Here is a 16,424-nt window from a genome sequence, read left to right as displayed (position 1 = left end):
TACGAACAGTCAAGGCCGGAACAAGGTCGCAGCCGGCCTGACAAAACTCTTGCGCCCGCGCTTCCAGCCGACAATCGGCTCGGCCAGTCCACCGAACACTTCTGCTTCATCAACGCCGTCCATGACGACCAGATCGGCCGATGCGCCTGGGGCAATGCCGTAGCCTTCAAGTCTCATCAGGCGGGCGGCGCTTTCGGTGATCATGTCGAAGCAAGCAGGAAAGCCTTCAGGCCCAATGTGCGATACGTTGGCGTAGAGGTTCGCCATGCGAAGAAGCGAACCGTCGCCATAGGGCGTGAACGGATTGAGGATGTTGTTGCTGGCAACCGAGACCGTGACGCCTCTTTCCGCCAGCAGATGGATCGGGGCGATGCCTCGCGGGGCGCGAAACGCCGCTTCGCGTCCGTTAAGATAGAGATCGGTGGATGGAAGTGCCGTGACCGCCACGCCAGCCTCTGCGAGGCGAGCGATTTGTCTCGTCAGAGTTTCACCATCCATGGCGGCCAGTTTCGTGGCGTGACCCACCGTCACGCGGTTCTGCCACCCGGCCCATTCAGTGAGATTGCAGATGTCGCTGAGATGGGACCAGCTCGGGTCGAGGTCGAAATCGAGGTGGAAGTCGAGATCCACATCATGCGCCACAGCCATCGCGAACAGTTTCTTCATGTGCAGCTGTGGATCGCTGTCCGTGTAAGGGCAGCCGCCGAGAAGGTCCGCCCCTTGCGCCAGCGCCTGCTCCAAGAGTTCCTCCGTCCCGGCATCATTGATGAGGCCTTCCTGCGGGAACACGCAGATCGACAGGTCGAGAGCAAAGGCATAGTCCCGCTTCAACCGCTTCATCGCCTCGAAGCTGCGCAGCCCGACCCTCGGGTCCACCTCGACATGCGTGCGCATGTGCATGGTGCCCTTTGCGATCGCCATCTCCAGCGTGCGGGCGCCACGGGCGTAGACATCGTCCACCGTATAGTCCGCCTTCATACGGGAGACGGCGGCGATCGCGCCCTTCAGCCCTCCCCCGGTATTGCCGCAGCGGCAGAGCAGGCAGGATTTGTCGAGATGCACATGGGTATCGACGAAACCGGGCAGGACCAAACGGCCCCCGATCGCCTCATCGCGCCGGCCCGCGCCCGCCGCTATCTTCCCGATCGCCGAGATCCGCCCGTCGTTTACGCCGATGTCCTGCAGTGAGGCGTGGCCCCGGATACGGGCGTCGCGGAAGACGAGATCGAAGGAATCTGAAGATGACATATTGCAACTCGATGCATGATTTGCGTAACAATAGATGTATGCACTTTTAGGGTAATATTCGCAACAGAATTGGGGATTTCCATGGATGAGACCACGCAGCGCGATCTGCAGGCGGTGAAGGAATATCTCGACGCCTCGATGACGCCCGATCCGGTCCGCGCCGCAACCTATGTTGCGCCGAGCTTCATCTGCCGCTTCACCGGCAATCGCGTCTTCGACAAGCCGAGCGGTCCGACCAGCTTCAATGCAGCCCGCTACAAGTGGGTGAAGAAGCGGATCGAGCGCTATGACGTCGTCCCGGGGAAGACGGAGACGATCGTCTACAGTCTCGGCTATCTCTATGGCGAATGGCCGGATGGTACGCCCTTCGACAACAATCGCTATATCGACCGCTTCACGGTGCGCGACGGACTGATCCTCGATACGGACGTGTGGAACGACAGCGCCGAGTGGATACTCGATCCGTCCGTGGCGCGATAAAACGGAAGCGAAGGGCCCTTGGGCCCCTCACTCCGCATAGGGTGCCAGGATATCCATGAGGTCGCGCGGCTTGGCGCCCGAGCTTTGCAGGAGGGCGCGGGAGGCGACGGCCTCCAGATGTTCCACCATCATCGCCTCCGCCTTCTCGGCCGGGCCGGTGCGGATGGCCTCGATCAAATCCAGATGTTCGCTGACGGCGCAGTCCGATGAATGGGGGCGGCCGAAAGCGGCCAGCGACAGGCCGGCGCGATAGCAAATCTCGGTCACATAACGGATCAGGATCGGCTTGCCGGTCATCTCGGCAAGAAGGACGTGGAATTCGGTCGCAAGTCGGATAGAGGCGCCTTCAGGCCCGTGCCGCGCGCCATGTTCGGCATCGACGACCGCTTTTAACTGCCTGGCCTGCGCATCGGTCAGCTTTCCGGCCAGCCGGCGCACGACCTGCCTTTCGAGATCCAGGCGGATGTCGAAAATATCGCGCGCATCCTCGAATGACGGTGTGGCGACCACTGCGATGCGGTTGCGCCTGAGATCGACAAGCCCCTCGGCGGCCAGTTGGCCCAGCGCATGGCGGGCGATGGTGCGGCTGACGCCGAAACGCTCGCCGAGCGAATCCTCCGGCAGGCGGTCGCCGGGCAGAAGTGCGCGTTCGATGATGGCGCGGCGCAGTGCCGTGCAGATCCCGGCGACACGATCGCCCTCACTTCTCGCCGAACGCTTCTCTCCTGCCATAACCGCACCTTTCGTCTGTCATCTCGATAAGCGACGCGCGGATAAAATTCAACTCGCCCGATTGCTGCATTTGAGTGCAATTCGGCCGAAATATGCTCAAAACAAATGCATGCAATAAATGCATTCACTTTTAATCTCGTGATTCTCCGGCAGATATCGACATATGTTTGCATAGTACAGAACATGGCATGCCTATTGCATGCACTTTGTGAGACCTCTTATCATGGTGACTTGATGCAGACCGACCTTCGCCAGACGACTTCCGCCCCTTCCCCGCCCGCCGTGGAGCTGTCACAGGCCGCCGTGTCATTCGGCCGGCAGGACAAGGCTGTCGTCGCGCTGCAGGAGACCAGCCTTCGAATCGCCAATGGAGAATTCGTCGCGCTCGTGGGCCCTTCGGGCTGCGGCAAGTCGACGATCATGCGGCTGGCTGCCGGCCTGCTGCAGCCGACCAAAGGCGCGGTGATCGTCGGAGGGCGGGAGGTCAGCGCCAAGGCGCTGCGCATCGGCATGGCCTTCCAGAACCCGACCATGCTTCCCTGGCTGACGATCGAGCGCAACGTCATGCTGCCGCTCAGGATCGTAAAACCTTTCCGCTCTGAGTACCGCGCCAAGAAGAATGGTGCGTTCCGCGACCGTGTGCGTGCGCTGCTTGCCGATGTCGGGCTCGACAAGTTCGCCAACCATTACCCGTGGCAGCTTTCCGGCGGCATGCTGCAGCGCGCCAATCTCTGCCGTGCGCTCGCGCACGAACCGAGCCTGCTTCTGCTTGACGAGCCTTTTGGTGCGCTCGACCAGTTCACCCGCGAGGAACTCTGGGGGACGATGCAGTCGCTCTGGATGAAGCGCAGGCCGACGGTTCTTCTGATCACCCATGATCTGAAGGAGGCCGGTTTCCTTGCCTCCCGCATCTGCGTCATGAGTGCGCGGCCGGGCCGCATCATCGATGATAGCGCCGTCGATTTTCCCCGTCCCCGCACCGTCGAGATGACCTTCGAGCACGATTTCGTCACGCTGAACCAGCGCCTGCGCGAACTGATCATCGATGCCCGGTCCGATACCGCGATCCAGGGAGCCTGACCCATGAGCTACGAATTGCGCCGCCGCCTCTGGGCCGCAGCCCTCATTGTCGCCTTCTTCGGCCTGTGGGAAATCCTCTGCCTCGCGCTGCAGGCCTCCGATCTTGTCCTGCCGCGCCCCAGCCAGGTCTTCGACACGCTGGTCGACCGTTTCCCCGTCCTCGTGCCGCATATCATCCAGACTCTCTGGACGACGATGGTAGGCTTTGTACTCGGCGTTGCCGTCGGCGTCGTCATCGGCGCGGCGATCGGCGTGTCGCGCACGGCCTATGATACGGCCTATCCGCTGCTGATCGGCTTTTCGTCCATTCCCAAGGTGGCGGTCGTGCCGATCTTCGTTCTCTGGTTCGGCTCCGGCTCGGTGCCAGCGATCCTGACCGCGCTCGCCATGTGCTTCTTCCCGATCGTCGTCAATATCGCGACCGGGCTCGCGACCACGGAGCCGGAACTCGAGGACGTGCTGAAATCGCTCGGCGCCAGCAAGCTCGACATTCTCTGGAATGTCGGTCTCCCGCGCACCATGCCCTTCTTCTTCGCTTCGCTGAAGATCGCCGTCACCTTCGCCTTCGTCGGCTCGGTGCTGTCGGAAACGGTCGCCTCGAACCGCGGCATCGGCAACGTCATGATGTCGGCTTCGTCCAATTTCGATGTGCCGCTGGTCTTTGCCGGTCTCTTCATCCTCGCCCTTTTGGGCGTGCTTCTCTACGTCGCCTTCTCGCTGATCGAGACGCGCGTCACCGGCTGGGCCACCCGCCGCCAGGATTTCACTGCCGCCTGACAATCAACGCCAAACCGAACGGAGCCAGACATGCTGAAGAAACTACTAACGACGCTCACCGTTAGCCTTTGCCTGGGCGGCACCGCCCTGGCTGATACGGATATCAAGTTCACCCTCGGCTGGAAGACGCAAGGCTCGGATGCCCCCTTCCTGCTCGCCATGCAGAAGGGCTATTTCAAGGAAGAAGGCCTCAACGTCACGATCGACCAGGGCGAAGGCTCGGCCGCCACCGTCACCCGCATCATGTCGGGCGTCTACGATGCAGGCTTCGGCGACATCAACGCCATCATCCAGAATGCCGCCACCCGCCCGGACGAAGTGCCGGTCATGGTCTACCAGCTGTGGAGCAAGCCGCCCTTCGCCATCGTCAGCAAGAAGGAAACCAACATCACCAAGCCGGCCGATCTGGAAGGCAAGAAGCTCGGCGGCGCGCAGGGCACGCCCACCACCCGCCTCGTCACCGTGCTCGGCGCGATCAACAAGGTCGACATGACCAAGGTCGCGATCGAGAACATGGGACCGAACCTGCAGGAACCGATGCTGATCAAGGGCGATATCGACGGCGCACTTGTCTTCAACATCACCAGCTGGTTCAACCTCATCAACAACCGCCAGGATCCGGCCAAGGACTACAACTGGCTTTCCTTCGGCGATTACGGTCTGGATCTCTATGCCAACGGCATGATGGTGTCGCAGAAGCTCGTCAAGGAAAACCCGAAGGCCGTCGAAGGACTGGTACGCGCCGTCAACAAGGCCGCCAAGGAAATCGCCGGCAATTCCAAGGCCGGGATCGACGCCGTCATGGCCTATGACAATCTCGCCAAGGAAGAGCTCGAGCTGGCGCGCATGAAATTCTCCTACGAGAACCTGATCGTCTCGCCGGAAACCGACAAGCTCGGCCTCGGCGATGTCGATGACGCCCGCCTCGCCCGCTCGATCGATATCGTCGCCGAAGGCTATCAGCTTCCGTCCAAGCCGAAGGTGGAGCAGATCTTCACGCGTCAGTTCCTGCCGCCGCTGGCCGAGCGCAAGCTCGACTACAAGATCGACTGATCGGCGGAGATGCGCAACCCTGGCCGGATATTTCCGGCCGGACTTTGAAGAGAGAAATGTCATGTCGCCACATGTGCCGCAACCTGCCCTCCCGGGAATGGTCACCAGTCCACACCCCTTGGCGAGCGAAGCCGGCGCAGCGGTGCTCAGGCGCGGCGGCAACGCTATTGAGGCTGCCGTCGCGGTCGCCGCGACACTCGCGGTGGTCATGCCACATTTTTGCGGTCTGGGCGGCGATGCTGTGTGGCTCGTCGCCGATAGAGAAGGCCTCCGCCGGTCCTTCCTCGGGATAGGACAGGCCGCGGAGGTCCTTCCCGATTTCGAGACGGCTATCCCGCTGCGCGGCCCCTCTTCCATGCTCACCACCGCCTGCGCGGTGGACAGTTGGGGGCATGCTTTGGCTTTCGGGCAGCAGCATTGGCAGGGGCGCGAGCTGTTCTCTGATCTTCTCGCTCCCGCTATCGCTTTGGCGGAAAATGGATACCGGCCGAGCCGCTCGCAGGATTTCTGGCTCGAATTCAGACGCGCCGAGATAGCCGGCTGGCCGGGATTCGCATCCGCATTTGATTATCCCGCAAGCAAGGGCATCTTTACGCAGAGCTCGCTTGCGCAAACGCTTCGCCATATCGCCGAGCATGGCCACCGGTCCTTCTACGAGGGAGAGCTGGCGAGACGCCTCGGCGGTGCAATGGCCTCGGTGGGGTCGCCGCTCACAGCTGCCGACCTGCGGCTGACCCGCACGCGCGATGCCGAACCCGTGTCGCAGGACTATCGCGGCGTAACGCTGCTCGCGCCCCCGCCCCCGACCCAGGGGATCTCGACACTTATGATCCTTGGCATTCTGTCCCGGCTGGATTTGGCGGCACTACCGCCGTTAAGCGCAGCGAGATACCATCTGCTGGTAGAAGCCGTGAAACAGGCATTCCTCGATCGCGAACACATCTCCGACCCGGATTTCGCCGGCGGCAACGCCCACGGCTTTCTCGACCCGATGCGGCTTGAGGAAAAGGCCCAGGCCATCGACCGCGAGCGGGCGCTCGCCTGGCCGCATCCTTACCGGCATGGCGACACGGTCTTCTTTGCAGCAACCGACGAGCAGGGACGCTGCGCAAGCGTGCTTCAGAGCACCTATTTCGACTGGGGCAGCGGCGTGGTCGTCGGCGATACCGGGATCATCTGGCAGAACCGTGGTGCCGCGTTTTCGGTCGCGCCCGGCCATCCGAACGCCATCCGGTCGGGGAAGCGGCCGTTCTACACCCTTAACCCCGGCATTGCGTTCAAGGACGGATCGCCCCACCTGCTCTACGGAACTCAGGGGGCCGATGGCCAGCCGCAGACATTGTCGCTGCTGCTCACGGGCCTGCTCGACTACGGCATGACGCCCGCCCAGGCTCTGGCCCAGCCTCGCTTTCTGCTTGGGCGCACCTTCTCCGACAGTCACGACAGCCTGAAGGTCGAGCAGTCGCTTGGCGAATACACCATCGCGGAACTCGCTGCACGCGGGCATGACGTCTTCTCGCTTCCGGCACTTTCGCCGATTTTCGGCCAGGCGGGGATCATCTGCTTTCAGGAGAAAGGAAAGATCGTTGGCGCCCACGATCCGCGTGGTGAAGGCGTCGCCATTTCTGTATAGGCCGATGTCACGTTGTTCCAGGGAAGCCAGATGCCGGCTTTTGGCGGTGAACTCATGTAATTGCAGCCGGCACGGCTCTCGACTGCCCCATTGGGCGGAGCCGGTGAATGTGAGTGGCGAGGGCTGAGTAGCTCTGGTGCGGCGGCACCATGCCCCTTTAATGTTCAGGGCGTCAAATGAGGAACGAGCAACCGGGCCGAGATGGGGCGACGCTCGCAGCGCGGTCAGTGCAGGTCGAGCTTCTTCAGCTTCCGATGCAGGGTGGCCCGGCTCATCCCAAGGGCCTGCGCGGCGCGGGAGATGTTGCCGTTGGTCCGCGACAGCGCACGCACGAGCGCCGCCTTTTCCGCTTCGGCCAGCTCTTCGCCGGCCGCGGCAGTTCCCTCCTGCAGGGCATCGGCGGCCGCCACGCCGGCGGCAATCCGGCGGTCGTCGAGCTTGAGCGCCAGACGCGCGGCGCGGGTTGCGCCGACCACCAGGTCGTGCCGGTCGACGGCAAGAAGAGCGGCAGCCGTATTCGCTCCGGTGGGTAGCATGATGAAGCGCGCGCCGGAGAACGCGCTGCGGAAAAGGTTCACCTCGATGCGCGTTGCCGCATCGCGAACCGCCTGCGACAGGATCGACAGCGTCATCTCGTCGACGTCGTCGCGGCAGGTGGAAATGTCGAGTGCTGCGGCAAGCTGGCCGCGATGGTCGCGGATGGGCGCCGTCGCGCAGCAAAGCCCGATATTGGAGGAGAGGAAATGCTGGTGTCGGAAAACCGTAACCGGTCGATCGTCGGCAAGCGCGGTCCCGATGCCGTTAGTCCCCACGCTGGCCTCGGTCCAGATCGATCCGGTCCAGAGGCCGAGGTTCTGGAATTCCCTGTCGTCGCCGCGTGCGCCGCGACGCTCGAGCGCCACGCCGCTGCGATCTGTCAGAAGTACGCAGTAGCCGGCCTTTCCGAGCAGGGCGAAAAGCCGGTCGAGTTCATCGACGGCAATGGCAACCAGTTGTCCGGATTCTGCCTGGGCCAGTTCGAATTCGCGGGATGTAAGGCGCAGGGGCGTGCGGTCCTCCTCCGGTGCAAGTCGATGCACCGTCATGCAGCGCTGCCATGAGGCGACGATCGGCGAACTCGCGGCAGCCGATCCCTGAAGCGCAGACGTATAGACGTGCTCCACATGCGCAGAGTGTCCCGGCATTGGCTCCTCCCTGAACCGGGGCGGATTGTGGCGCAATCGGAATTCCGACGCAACAACTGCCCGTCGATCATCTGCCGGGCATCGGCGATAACTGTCGCAACATTGCGACAGTCGGGCCACGAGCATCCGGGCGCGTTGGCCCGTCAGTCCGTGGCGCGACGCCTATCGGCGCGGACCGCCGCGTTCCTTCACCATGTTGACCAGCCGGGTGAAGACGGCGTCGGTCTGGCGTACGCCGTCGTGCTCGTATTCGTTCGTTACCCAGGTCTCGACATTGCCGACATGCCGCGCCGTCTCCAGCGACAGGCCAGCATCGACATACATGTCGTCGAAATAGACGGCAGCGGCGACGGGCACCTCGTTGGCTGCCAGTCGTTCGGGATCGTAGAGGCGGCCAAATCGCGGGCGGGCCGCAAGGGCCTCGGCTGCGGCCTGGAACGGGCGCAGCGAGCGGATTTCGGAGAACATCCACGGATACATCATCTCGCCGGTCAGGAGCAGCGGCCGGCACGTGTCGGCGAAGGCTGGATGTTCGGCGCGGATGCGCTCGGCTGCCCAGCCGGTTGCGCCGTCGCCCTGGCCGTAGATGCTTTCCTGCAGGACGGCGAAGAGCGGGTTGGCGTCATAGGCGGTGAGCGTCATCACCGAGGCGAGAAAATGGTCGGAAAGCCGGTCTTCTGACGGGCCGGAGAAAGCCTCGTCCATCAGCCAGTGAATGCTCTCGAAGCCGGGCGCCATGCCGAGGTCTATGCCGATCGTCTGCAGCCGGCGCACCGTCAGCCGGTCGCCATCCGGAAGGCGGACGTCGTTTGCCGCGATGAAGTCGGCAATACGGCCGATCCGCTCCCGGTCGTGCGGATAGCGGAGGTAGTAACGCGCATTCTTCTCCGCCACACGCGGATAGGTGAGGCGATAGATGTCGTCGGCCGTTGCCTGCAAGCCCGAAAGCCCGCCGGTGACATAACAGGCTGCAAGACCTTCCGGCGCGTTGGAAAGGTAGGTCAGCGTGAGGAAGCCGCCGTAGCTTTGGCCGAGCGTCTCCCATTTCACGTCGCCGAACACCGTCTTTCGCAGGTGTTCGCAGTCCGCGACGATGCTGTCGGCGCGGAAGTGGCAGAGGTAGTCGGCCGCGTCCATTCCGCTTTCAAAGCCTGCCATGGTGGCGCTCTCGATGCGCGTGCTGCGGCCCGTGCCGCGCTGATCGATGAGCACGACCCGATGGGTCTTGAGGGCGTGCGCGAGCCAGCCCGGCCCGCCGCCGGCAGGCCTGGGAGACTTGCCGCCCGGCCCGCCCTGCAGGAACAGAAGCAAAGGCAACGTCTCGCCTGCCTTCGTCGGGTCGCACACCTCGCGGGCAAAGACCTCGATCGTCGCCCCTCCCGGGTCCGACCAGTCGAGCGGGACCGTGACGAGGTGGTCGCGAATGAACATTCTTGGAATTGTATAGTGGCGGACGGACAAGGGCGGCTCCTCGATCTGTTCGTGCGCCGGAAGCCAGACGCCGGCGGACTTTCAGACGGCTCTATCCCACAGCCAGGCGGGCGCTGTCACCGGCTTTGCCATCAAATGTTGATGCAGGCTGTACGGGGATGGGCTCCGGCGAGCGGTTCGTAGTGCGTGCGCAGCGTCCGCTCGTCCCGCTTCACTATGTGCAAGGCGTCGCCGCGCTCCGTCAGCGCGGTTAGCTCACGCAGGACGAGCGCATGGGAGATGCCGAGAAGGCGGGAGAACGTGCGGCTGTCGTTGGCAATCCCGAGTTCCAATGCGGTAAGGATCGCCGCCTGTATGGGGGTCCGCTGCGTATCCTGCCCCCGCTTCTGTTCGACGAGAGCGAGAAAGGCCTCCGCATCGTGGTGATGACCGCTCACGCGGCCTCACGTTTGCGGAAGGAGACCATGATCGACTTTGAAGTCGGCGTGTCGCTCTCTTCCCCGGCGCTGCCGAGCGGTACGAGTACGTTCAGCTCGGGATAATAACCGGCGATGCTGCCGCGCGGAATGTCGTAGGGCACGAAGCGGAAGTCGCGGGCCACCCGCTCGATGCCGTCGTCATGGTCCCCGACGACGTCGACGCGCTCGCCCGCCGAGGCGTTCAGGGCTTTCAGGTCGTCCGGATGGATGAAGATCACCTGCCGCTCGCCATAGACGCCGCGATAGCGATCGTCGAGGCCGTAGACGGTCGTGTTGTACTGGTCGTGCGAGCGGAAGGTCTGCAGGGCAAACCGCCCCTGCCCCTTTCGCGCCCGCTGGTGCACCGTTTCCTGTGGCAAAGGCCCGGAGGCAAAAGACGCCTTGCCCGCCGGTGTATTCCATTCCCTGTGCGCTGCAGCGTTGCGCAGGTGAAAGCCGCGTGGCTTGCGCAGACGCGCGTTATAGGCTTCGAAGCCCGGTATCGTCGCCTCGATCAGATCGCGGATGCGGTCGTAGTCTTCCGCCAGTTCGCGCCAGTCGACCACTCCGCTGCCGACCGTCGCTTCGGCGATGCCCGCGATGATGCCGACCTCGGAAAGAAGATGCGGCGAGGCCGGGCGATTGATGCCGGCCGAACCATGCACCATGCTCATCGAATCCTCGACGCTGATCAGCTGGGAATTTCCGGCCGAGTTTATGTCCATCTCGGTGCGGCCGAGGCACGGCAGGATGAAGGAGACCTCGCCCGGCATCAGATGCGAATGGTTTGGCTTGGTTGCGATGTGGACTGTCAGCTTCAGCTGGCGCAGCGCCCTCTCGACGAGGGCGCTGTCGGGTGTGGCGCGGGCGAAATTGCCGCCGAGGCCGATGAAGGCCTGCGCCGACCCGTCGAGCATGGCGCCGATGGCGGCAAGCACATTATGCCCGTCGGCGCGGGGTACTGCGAAGCCGAACCTCTTTTCCAGTGCGTCGAGAAACGCGGCGGGTGGCTTCTCGTTGATGCCGACGGTACGGTCGCCCTGCACGTTGGAGTGGCCGCGAACGGGGCAGAGGCCGGCGCCTGGCTTGCCGATATTGCCGCGCAGGAGCATGAAGTTGGTGATCTCGCGGATCGTGGCGACGGAATGAATGTGCTGGGTGACGCCCATCGCCCAGGTGCAGATCACCCGCTCGGCGTTCATGTAGACGTCCGCCGCCTGTTCGATTTCCTGCCGGGTCAGCCCCGACTGATCCTCGATCTCGGCCCAGCCGGTCGCTTCCACGGCGCTGCGGTAGTCGGCCAGCCCTATGCAGTGTTCGGCGAGGAAGTCGTGGTCCAGCACGGGCGGAAGACCGGCGGCGACTGCCGTGTCCTCGGCCGCGAACACCACCTTGGCCATGCCGCGAACCGCGGCCATGTCGCCGCCGAGCTGCGGCTGAAGGTAATGGCTGGCAATGTCGGTAGAGCCGCCGCGCAGCATCTCGATCTTGTCCTGCGGATCGGAAAAGCGTTCGAGACCGCGTTCGCGGATGGGGTTGAAGACGACGACGCGCGCACCGCGCCTGGCCGCTCGGCGCAGGTCTCCGAGCATGCGCGGATGGTTGGTGCCCGGATTCTGGCCGATCACGAAGATCGCATCCGCCTTTTCAAAGTCCTCCAGCAACACGGTGCCCTTGCCGACGCCGATGGCCTGGCGCAGCGCCACCCCGCTTGCCTCGTGGCACATGTTGGAGCAATCGGGAAAATTGTTGGTGCCGTAAATGCGCACGAACAGCTGATAGAGATAGGCCGCCTCGTTGCTCGCCCGTCCGGAGGTGTAGAATTCCGCGCGGTCGGGGCTGTCCAGCCGCTTCAGGATACTGCCGATCTCGGCGAAGGCTTCTTCCCAGGCAACCGGCAGGTAGCGGTCGCTTGCCGGGTCGTAACGCATGGGATGCGTGAGGCGACCGTTTGCCTCGAGCTCGTAGTCGGTCAGCTGACGCAGCGCCGAGACGGTGCTGGTCGCGAAGAAGTCCGGTGTGGCGCGCTTCTCGGTCGATTCCCAGGCGACGGCCTTTACGCCGTTTTCGCAGAACTCGAAGGAAGAACCGTGTTCGGGGTCACCCCACGCGCAGCCGGGGCAATCGAACCCGTCGGGCTGGTTCGCCTTGAGCATGGTGCGCGCGCCGGACAGCGGCGTACCGCTTTCAAGCAGCCGCTTGCCGCAGCTCTTCAATGCACCCCAGCCGCCAGCGGCCGATGACTTCTTGCCGATAAATCCTGTGTCCATTCCTCCTGTATTGACGATCGCCAAATTAGGTCAAGCGGGCTGACCTAATCGCATGATAGGAATGTTCTATCAATTTCATGCGTTGCCGGGTTCGAAACCGACAGAGGATGCCGTTGTTCGCGCAGTCAACCAGGCGCACGGCACCAGGACTTCGCCACGCGTCGAGGCAGCCCAGGAGGGATCGTCAGGCCAGCGAACGCAGGATGATGCAGACGCAGACGGTCGTGAAGATGATCGGCAGAGCATAGCGGATCTGCGCGCGGACTTCCGCGGTAAGGCAGGGGTTTGTGCGCGCGCCGGGCAACTTTTCGTGGGTCATCAGCAGGTCGACCAGCAGCACGAAGATCAGGTAGAAATAACCGAGCGAGATCATGAAGGCGATCGGCGAATTGACCGACATGCTGCCGGGGAAGCTGCCTTCGAACGTGAAACTGAGCGCGGCCAAAGCCAGCAGAGCGCTATAGGTAATGCCGATCGTGTCGGAAAAGGTCGTTCGCGAGGCCCAGAGAATGAAGAGCGACACCGTCAGCACGGCGACGAATGGCACGAAGATCCTGAGAAAATAGCGCGGCCAGGCGCGTTCGACGACGATCTTTGCGCTGGCCCGAACGAAGGGGCGGGCGTTCCAGCCGTAGAACGTTTCCATCGCAGAACGCATCGATGTCGCCGTCCAGTCCGAAGCGGTCAGGGCTGCGGCGAAAGTGGAGAGTTCGCGGTCGCGGTCGTCGACGACGAAGACGACCTCGTCGGCCGGATACGCCTCCGATACAAAGGGAAAGACAAGTGTCTGCCGATCGAAGGGAAAGGCGGAGAGATCGCTGATAATGCGGAAATCCGCTTCCAGGTGACGGATCAGGACGACTGCCCCGTCCGAGAAGACAGACAGCGATGTCGTCTCGTTGCGCGGGTCGTTGATCAGGTTTTCGATCAGCAGCCGTGGCGTCCAGATCGTCTTGAGCACGCGCCTGGCCTCGTCGCCGGTGAAATCCCGGCGGCTTGAGCCGGTGGCGATCGGATCGAAGCGCTGCGTCCGGTCGTGCCAGCGTGCGGTGTACTCCAGCGACGCTGAGATCTCGCCGGCGGTTTCGGAGATCTTGACGACATCGAGCAGCCGCACGGCGAGATTGACCCGTATCGGCAGGGCAGCCCCTTGAGGCAGATCGGCAGCCTGCACAAGCGCCGCCGACCACAGGGCAACAAGGAAGGCCGCGCCCGGCAAGATGATGGCCAGCAGGGGACGAATGGCCCACGTCACCGGCGGTTCTCCGCGCGGAGGCTGAGAGCGGGTGGCGGCTTTCCAGCTCCTGCGGCATCCCGAACGGCCTGCTGAAGCTCGCGGAACTCCGGAACACTGGAGAGGCCGTCGGCTTGGTCCAAGCCCTCTCCGTCACGAAGCTGAGCTGTCAGCCGCTGCAGCGGTCGAAGCAAGAGCCCGCGGAGGACTGCCATAACGGTGGAGAAGACGACGAGAAAGCCGACGACGCAGACTGCGGCAATTGTGACAAGCGAGCGCGACAGATGGCCTTCCAGCTCGGTCAGGTCCCGGGTGACGACGATCGTGCCGATCATGCGGCCGCTGAAGTCGAGAAGGGGCCGGCCCATCATGCCAAGCGTCTGTCCGCCGATCTCGACCTTTTCGAGATAGGAATCCCGCGACAGGCGGACCTGCCCGCCGTCGCGCAGGCGCTGGAAGAGCCCGGTATCGGTGGCGGCCTCCATCTTCAGTCCGGTCTCGGCGCTCGCCGTTCCGTCCTCGGAGACGCCCGCCGACGCATCGAGGAACAGCGCGAAGTCGGCTCCGGTCGCAGCCTTTGCCAGTTCGGTGAGCGATTTCAGGTCGACGCCGACCTCGACGGTGCCCACGAGCTGCTCACCATCCATGAGGGCGGAGACCGCGCGCAGGCTGAGGCCGCGGACACCGAGCTCCAGTCCCTTGCGCAGCCGGCGATCGTGATTGACGGCGACGATCATGGGCCGGAAGCGGGAGAGATCCTGCCCGAAATTGTCTGGCTCCCAGACGCGCAGAAACGACTTCATGTCGGCAGTGTGAAAATGCAGCACCTCGACGCCTGCAAGGTTGCCGAGAAGCTCGAGCGTGGGACGGCTTTTCGCCACAAGGCTTTCACGATCCCCTGCCCTCATCAGCGATGCGACCTCCGGATCGCGGGCAATCGTCTCGGCCTGGGTCGCCGAGAGCGTGGCGGCCTGATCCATCGCTGTCGCAAGGACGAGTGCCGTCACCTCGATCTCCCGCGTCTGAGCGTCGGAGAGCAAGGCGCGCTCGTCGCGCTGCAGGGCCCATCCGCCAATGGCAAGCGTCAGGGCGATCAGGGCGGCCGCGGCAAGGGAGAGCGATTTGTCGAGGGTCATGCGGTGTTCCGGCGAAGCTGGCGGAACGCGCCGCCAATTCAAGGGACCATAGGCACGGCCGATCGGCGGGTAAACGCGCCCGGATTTGGCCTGCGTCTCAATTCGTTGGCATTCCGTCTCAATTGCAAGCCTGCCCGTTCCCGCCGATCGACACGGGGCGGCACGCGCGAATAGAGATTGCCAGACCCTCGCCGCACCTGCCTTTCCGCACAGAGGAATGCAATGAAGATCCGTCTTGCAGCCGTAACGATCGCGCTTGCCCATTCGCTGCCGGCCCTGGCCGGGAATCCGGTGCTCTACGAGAAGCCGGCGGCTTCGATCGCCGAGTGCCACGAGACCCTGGCGCAGGTCGCCCCGGATTGGCGCGAAAATGCAAACTTCAAGATCAAGCCCATGACGGATGGCCGCGAACAGGTCTTCCATTGCCTGCCCGACGGCGTTGCGGAATGGATTTGCAATCCCAAGGCCGGCAGGATCAATGTCGCCGTGCTGATCGGGGGAACGGTTGCGGCATGCAGGGCGGTGACGCCGGGTGTCCCGGTAACGATCACAACGTCGATGGTGCCGGGCTGAAGACCGGCGCCCGCCGCTTCAGGTCGTGCCGATCGCCGTGATCCAGTGGCGGAGCAGGCTGCCGCCCTCTTCAATGCCGTTTGGCGCAGCTTCCGGCGGCAGCATCGCGGCCATCGTCCGCGCGTCACTGGGCGTCATCCCGTAGCGCGCCTTGAAGGCGCGGATGAAGGCGGACATGTCAAAGAATCCGTGCGCATAGGCGATTTCGGCAATCGTCCGGACCTCGATGCGCCGGGAGGTCAAGGAGCGAAAAACCCGGACGAGGCGGCGATTGCGAATGTGGCGGGCCACCCCTTCCAGCGGTTCGAACAGGCGGTAGAGCGCTGCCCGGGAAAGGCCCATTTCGCGGCAAATCAGGTCGGGGCCGAGGTCGGCGCGGCCGAGGTTGTCGTCGATGTAGCGGCAGACGCGGACGAGAACGGAGGCCGATATGCTACGCTGCACGTCTTCCCGGCTGGCGGTTGAGAGCGCGAGGCTCGCCAGCAACTGGCCGGTGGCCTGCGCCACCATTTCCGTCTCGCCGGCGCCGATGCTGTGGCGTTCGCGCCACGTCGTGGCGAGATGCGATGCAAACAGGCGCGCCGCGGTGGTGTCTGCCATGAGCACCCTGTCGTGCAGGCGATCAAGATCGACCTCGCTGTCGGATATCAGCGCGCGAGGCACTGCGACCGTGACGTTGCGGCAGTGCTGGGTCGTGGTGGCGATGGTCCGCGTGAGGTCGCTGATGAAGATGTCGCCCGGCCGCGAAACGATCTCGCGCCCGCCGACAATACGCACGTCGGAACCTTCGGTGATCATCTGCACGAGGACGAGTTCCAGCCCCGTCTGCGCGACCTTGCGCTCGTTCCGCTCGTATCGGTAATGCGCGCCGGTCATGCCGGCGAGGCCGAGGATCATCCGACCGATCTGGGCGCTGTGGAACTGCACATCGAAGGTCGCGGTCTCCGCCTGGTCGGTCATCCAGGCGTCGAACACCGGAGCGCAAGCGTACTCAAATACCGCGAAGGACGCCCCGCCCTGGGCCGCCCCCGCGGTAATCGCAATCTCGGGTGGTTGGATATGCTGTTGCATGGATGGAAGCGCGGTGCGGATGATCGCACTACCGTTAACGCATAAAGCTTAACAAGCGAAGCGA

The 16,424-nt window shown here is 63.7% G+C and carries 15 protein-coding genes; 6 read left to right on the top strand and 9 right to left on the bottom strand.

Annotated features, from left to right (window positions below):
• Nucleotides 1-9: 9 nt before the first annotated feature.
• Nucleotides 10-1,248, bottom strand: coding sequence for an amidohydrolase family protein (locus tag CRO48_RS04135; protein ID WP_097136578.1), 1,239 nt, complete (start codon nucleotides 1,246-1,248; stop codon nucleotides 10-12).
• Nucleotides 1,249-1,329: 81 nt separating this feature from the next.
• On the opposite strand from CRO48_RS04135, the gene CRO48_RS04130 reads away from it, so the two are divergent.
• Nucleotides 1,330-1,728 carry a hypothetical protein gene (locus tag CRO48_RS04130; RefSeq protein WP_097136576.1) on the top strand — a complete coding sequence of 133 codons (399 nt, stop codon included), beginning with the start codon at nucleotides 1,330-1,332 and terminating at the stop codon, nucleotides 1,726-1,728.
• Between the two features lie 27 nt (nucleotides 1,729-1,755).
• Here the strand turns inward: CRO48_RS04130 and CRO48_RS04125 are convergent, their stop codons facing one another.
• On the bottom strand, nucleotides 1,756-2,460 hold the full coding sequence (locus tag CRO48_RS04125; protein WP_097136574.1) for a GntR family transcriptional regulator: 705 nt from the start codon (nucleotides 2,458-2,460) through the stop codon (nucleotides 1,756-1,758).
• A gap of 234 nt (nucleotides 2,461-2,694) precedes the next feature.
• On the opposite strand from CRO48_RS04125, the gene CRO48_RS04120 reads away from it, so the two are divergent.
• The 4 genes from CRO48_RS04120 (at nucleotide 2,695) to CRO48_RS04105 (ending at nucleotide 7,003) form a co-directional block, all read left to right on the top strand.
• The gene (locus CRO48_RS04120; RefSeq protein ID WP_097136572.1) at nucleotides 2,695-3,540 is read left to right on the top strand and encodes an ABC transporter ATP-binding protein; all 846 of its coding nucleotides are present in this window, start codon (nucleotides 2,695-2,697) and stop codon (nucleotides 3,538-3,540) included.
• A gap of 3 nt (nucleotides 3,541-3,543) precedes the next feature.
• Nucleotides 3,544-4,317, top strand: coding sequence for an ABC transporter permease (locus CRO48_RS04115; protein ID WP_097136570.1), 774 nt, complete (start codon nucleotides 3,544-3,546; stop codon nucleotides 4,315-4,317).
• Nucleotides 4,318-4,347: 30 nt separating this feature from the next.
• Nucleotides 4,348-5,370 carry an ABC transporter substrate-binding protein gene (locus CRO48_RS04110; protein ID WP_097136568.1) on the top strand — a complete coding sequence of 341 codons (1,023 nt, stop codon included), beginning with the start codon at nucleotides 4,348-4,350 and terminating at the stop codon, nucleotides 5,368-5,370.
• 97 nt (nucleotides 5,371-5,467) lie between these two features.
• Entirely contained in the window at nucleotides 5,468-7,003 is a 1,536-nt protein-coding gene (locus tag CRO48_RS04105) for a gamma-glutamyltransferase family protein (protein ID WP_097136566.1), read from the top strand.
• Between the two features lie 224 nt (nucleotides 7,004-7,227).
• Here the strand turns inward: CRO48_RS04105 and CRO48_RS04100 are convergent, their stop codons facing one another.
• The 6 genes from CRO48_RS04100 to CRO48_RS04075 all read right to left on the bottom strand — a co-directional run bounded on the left by CRO48_RS04100 (nucleotide 7,228) and on the right by CRO48_RS04075 (nucleotide 14,716).
• Nucleotides 7,228-8,187, bottom strand: a complete 960-nt coding sequence (locus CRO48_RS04100; protein ID WP_097136563.1) for a helix-turn-helix domain-containing protein — start codon at nucleotides 8,185-8,187, stop codon at nucleotides 7,228-7,230.
• Nucleotides 8,188-8,349: 162 nt separating this feature from the next.
• Complete coding sequence (locus CRO48_RS04095) at nucleotides 8,350-9,618, bottom strand: alpha/beta fold hydrolase (RefSeq protein ID WP_097136561.1); 1,269 nt, start codon at nucleotides 9,616-9,618, stop codon at nucleotides 8,350-8,352.
• A gap of 131 nt (nucleotides 9,619-9,749) precedes the next feature.
• Nucleotides 9,750-10,055 (bottom strand): hypothetical protein, encoded by a 306-nt coding sequence (locus CRO48_RS04090; protein WP_097136558.1) that lies wholly within the window; start codon nucleotides 10,053-10,055, stop codon nucleotides 9,750-9,752.
• Nucleotides 10,052-12,346, bottom strand: coding sequence for an FdhF/YdeP family oxidoreductase (locus tag CRO48_RS04085; protein WP_097136557.1), 2,295 nt, complete (start codon nucleotides 12,344-12,346; stop codon nucleotides 10,052-10,054). Before CRO48_RS04085 ends, CRO48_RS04090 begins: the two co-directional genes overlap by 4 nt.
• 184 nt (nucleotides 12,347-12,530) lie before the next feature.
• The gene (locus CRO48_RS04080; RefSeq protein ID WP_097136555.1) at nucleotides 12,531-13,601 is read right to left on the bottom strand and encodes a ligand-gated ion channel; all 1,071 of its coding nucleotides are present in this window, start codon (nucleotides 13,599-13,601) and stop codon (nucleotides 12,531-12,533) included.
• Nucleotides 13,598-14,716 (bottom strand): cache domain-containing protein, encoded by a 1,119-nt coding sequence (locus tag CRO48_RS04075; protein WP_176526647.1) that lies wholly within the window; start codon nucleotides 14,714-14,716, stop codon nucleotides 13,598-13,600. Before CRO48_RS04075 ends, CRO48_RS04080 begins: the two co-directional genes overlap by 4 nt.
• Nucleotides 14,717-14,938: 222 nt before the next feature.
• Here CRO48_RS04075 and CRO48_RS32050 point away from each other — a divergent pair, with 222 nt between their 5' ends.
• Complete coding sequence (locus CRO48_RS32050; RefSeq protein ID WP_176526646.1) at nucleotides 14,939-15,289, top strand: hypothetical protein; 351 nt, start codon at nucleotides 14,939-14,941, stop codon at nucleotides 15,287-15,289.
• An 18-nt stretch (nucleotides 15,290-15,307) separates the two neighbouring features.
• Here the strand turns inward: CRO48_RS32050 and CRO48_RS04070 are convergent, their stop codons facing one another.
• Entirely contained in the window at nucleotides 15,308-16,360 is a 1,053-nt protein-coding gene (locus tag CRO48_RS04070; RefSeq protein ID WP_097136551.1) for an AraC-like ligand-binding domain-containing protein, read from the bottom strand.
• Nucleotides 16,361-16,424 lie beyond the last annotated feature (64 nt).

Origin of the sequence: Rhizobium subbaraonis, assembly GCF_900220975.1 — a bacterium.
Taxonomy (GTDB): Bacteria; Pseudomonadota; Alphaproteobacteria; order Rhizobiales; family Rhizobiaceae; genus Mycoplana; species Mycoplana subbaraonis.
This window is presented reverse-complemented; position numbering and strand designations above follow the sequence as displayed.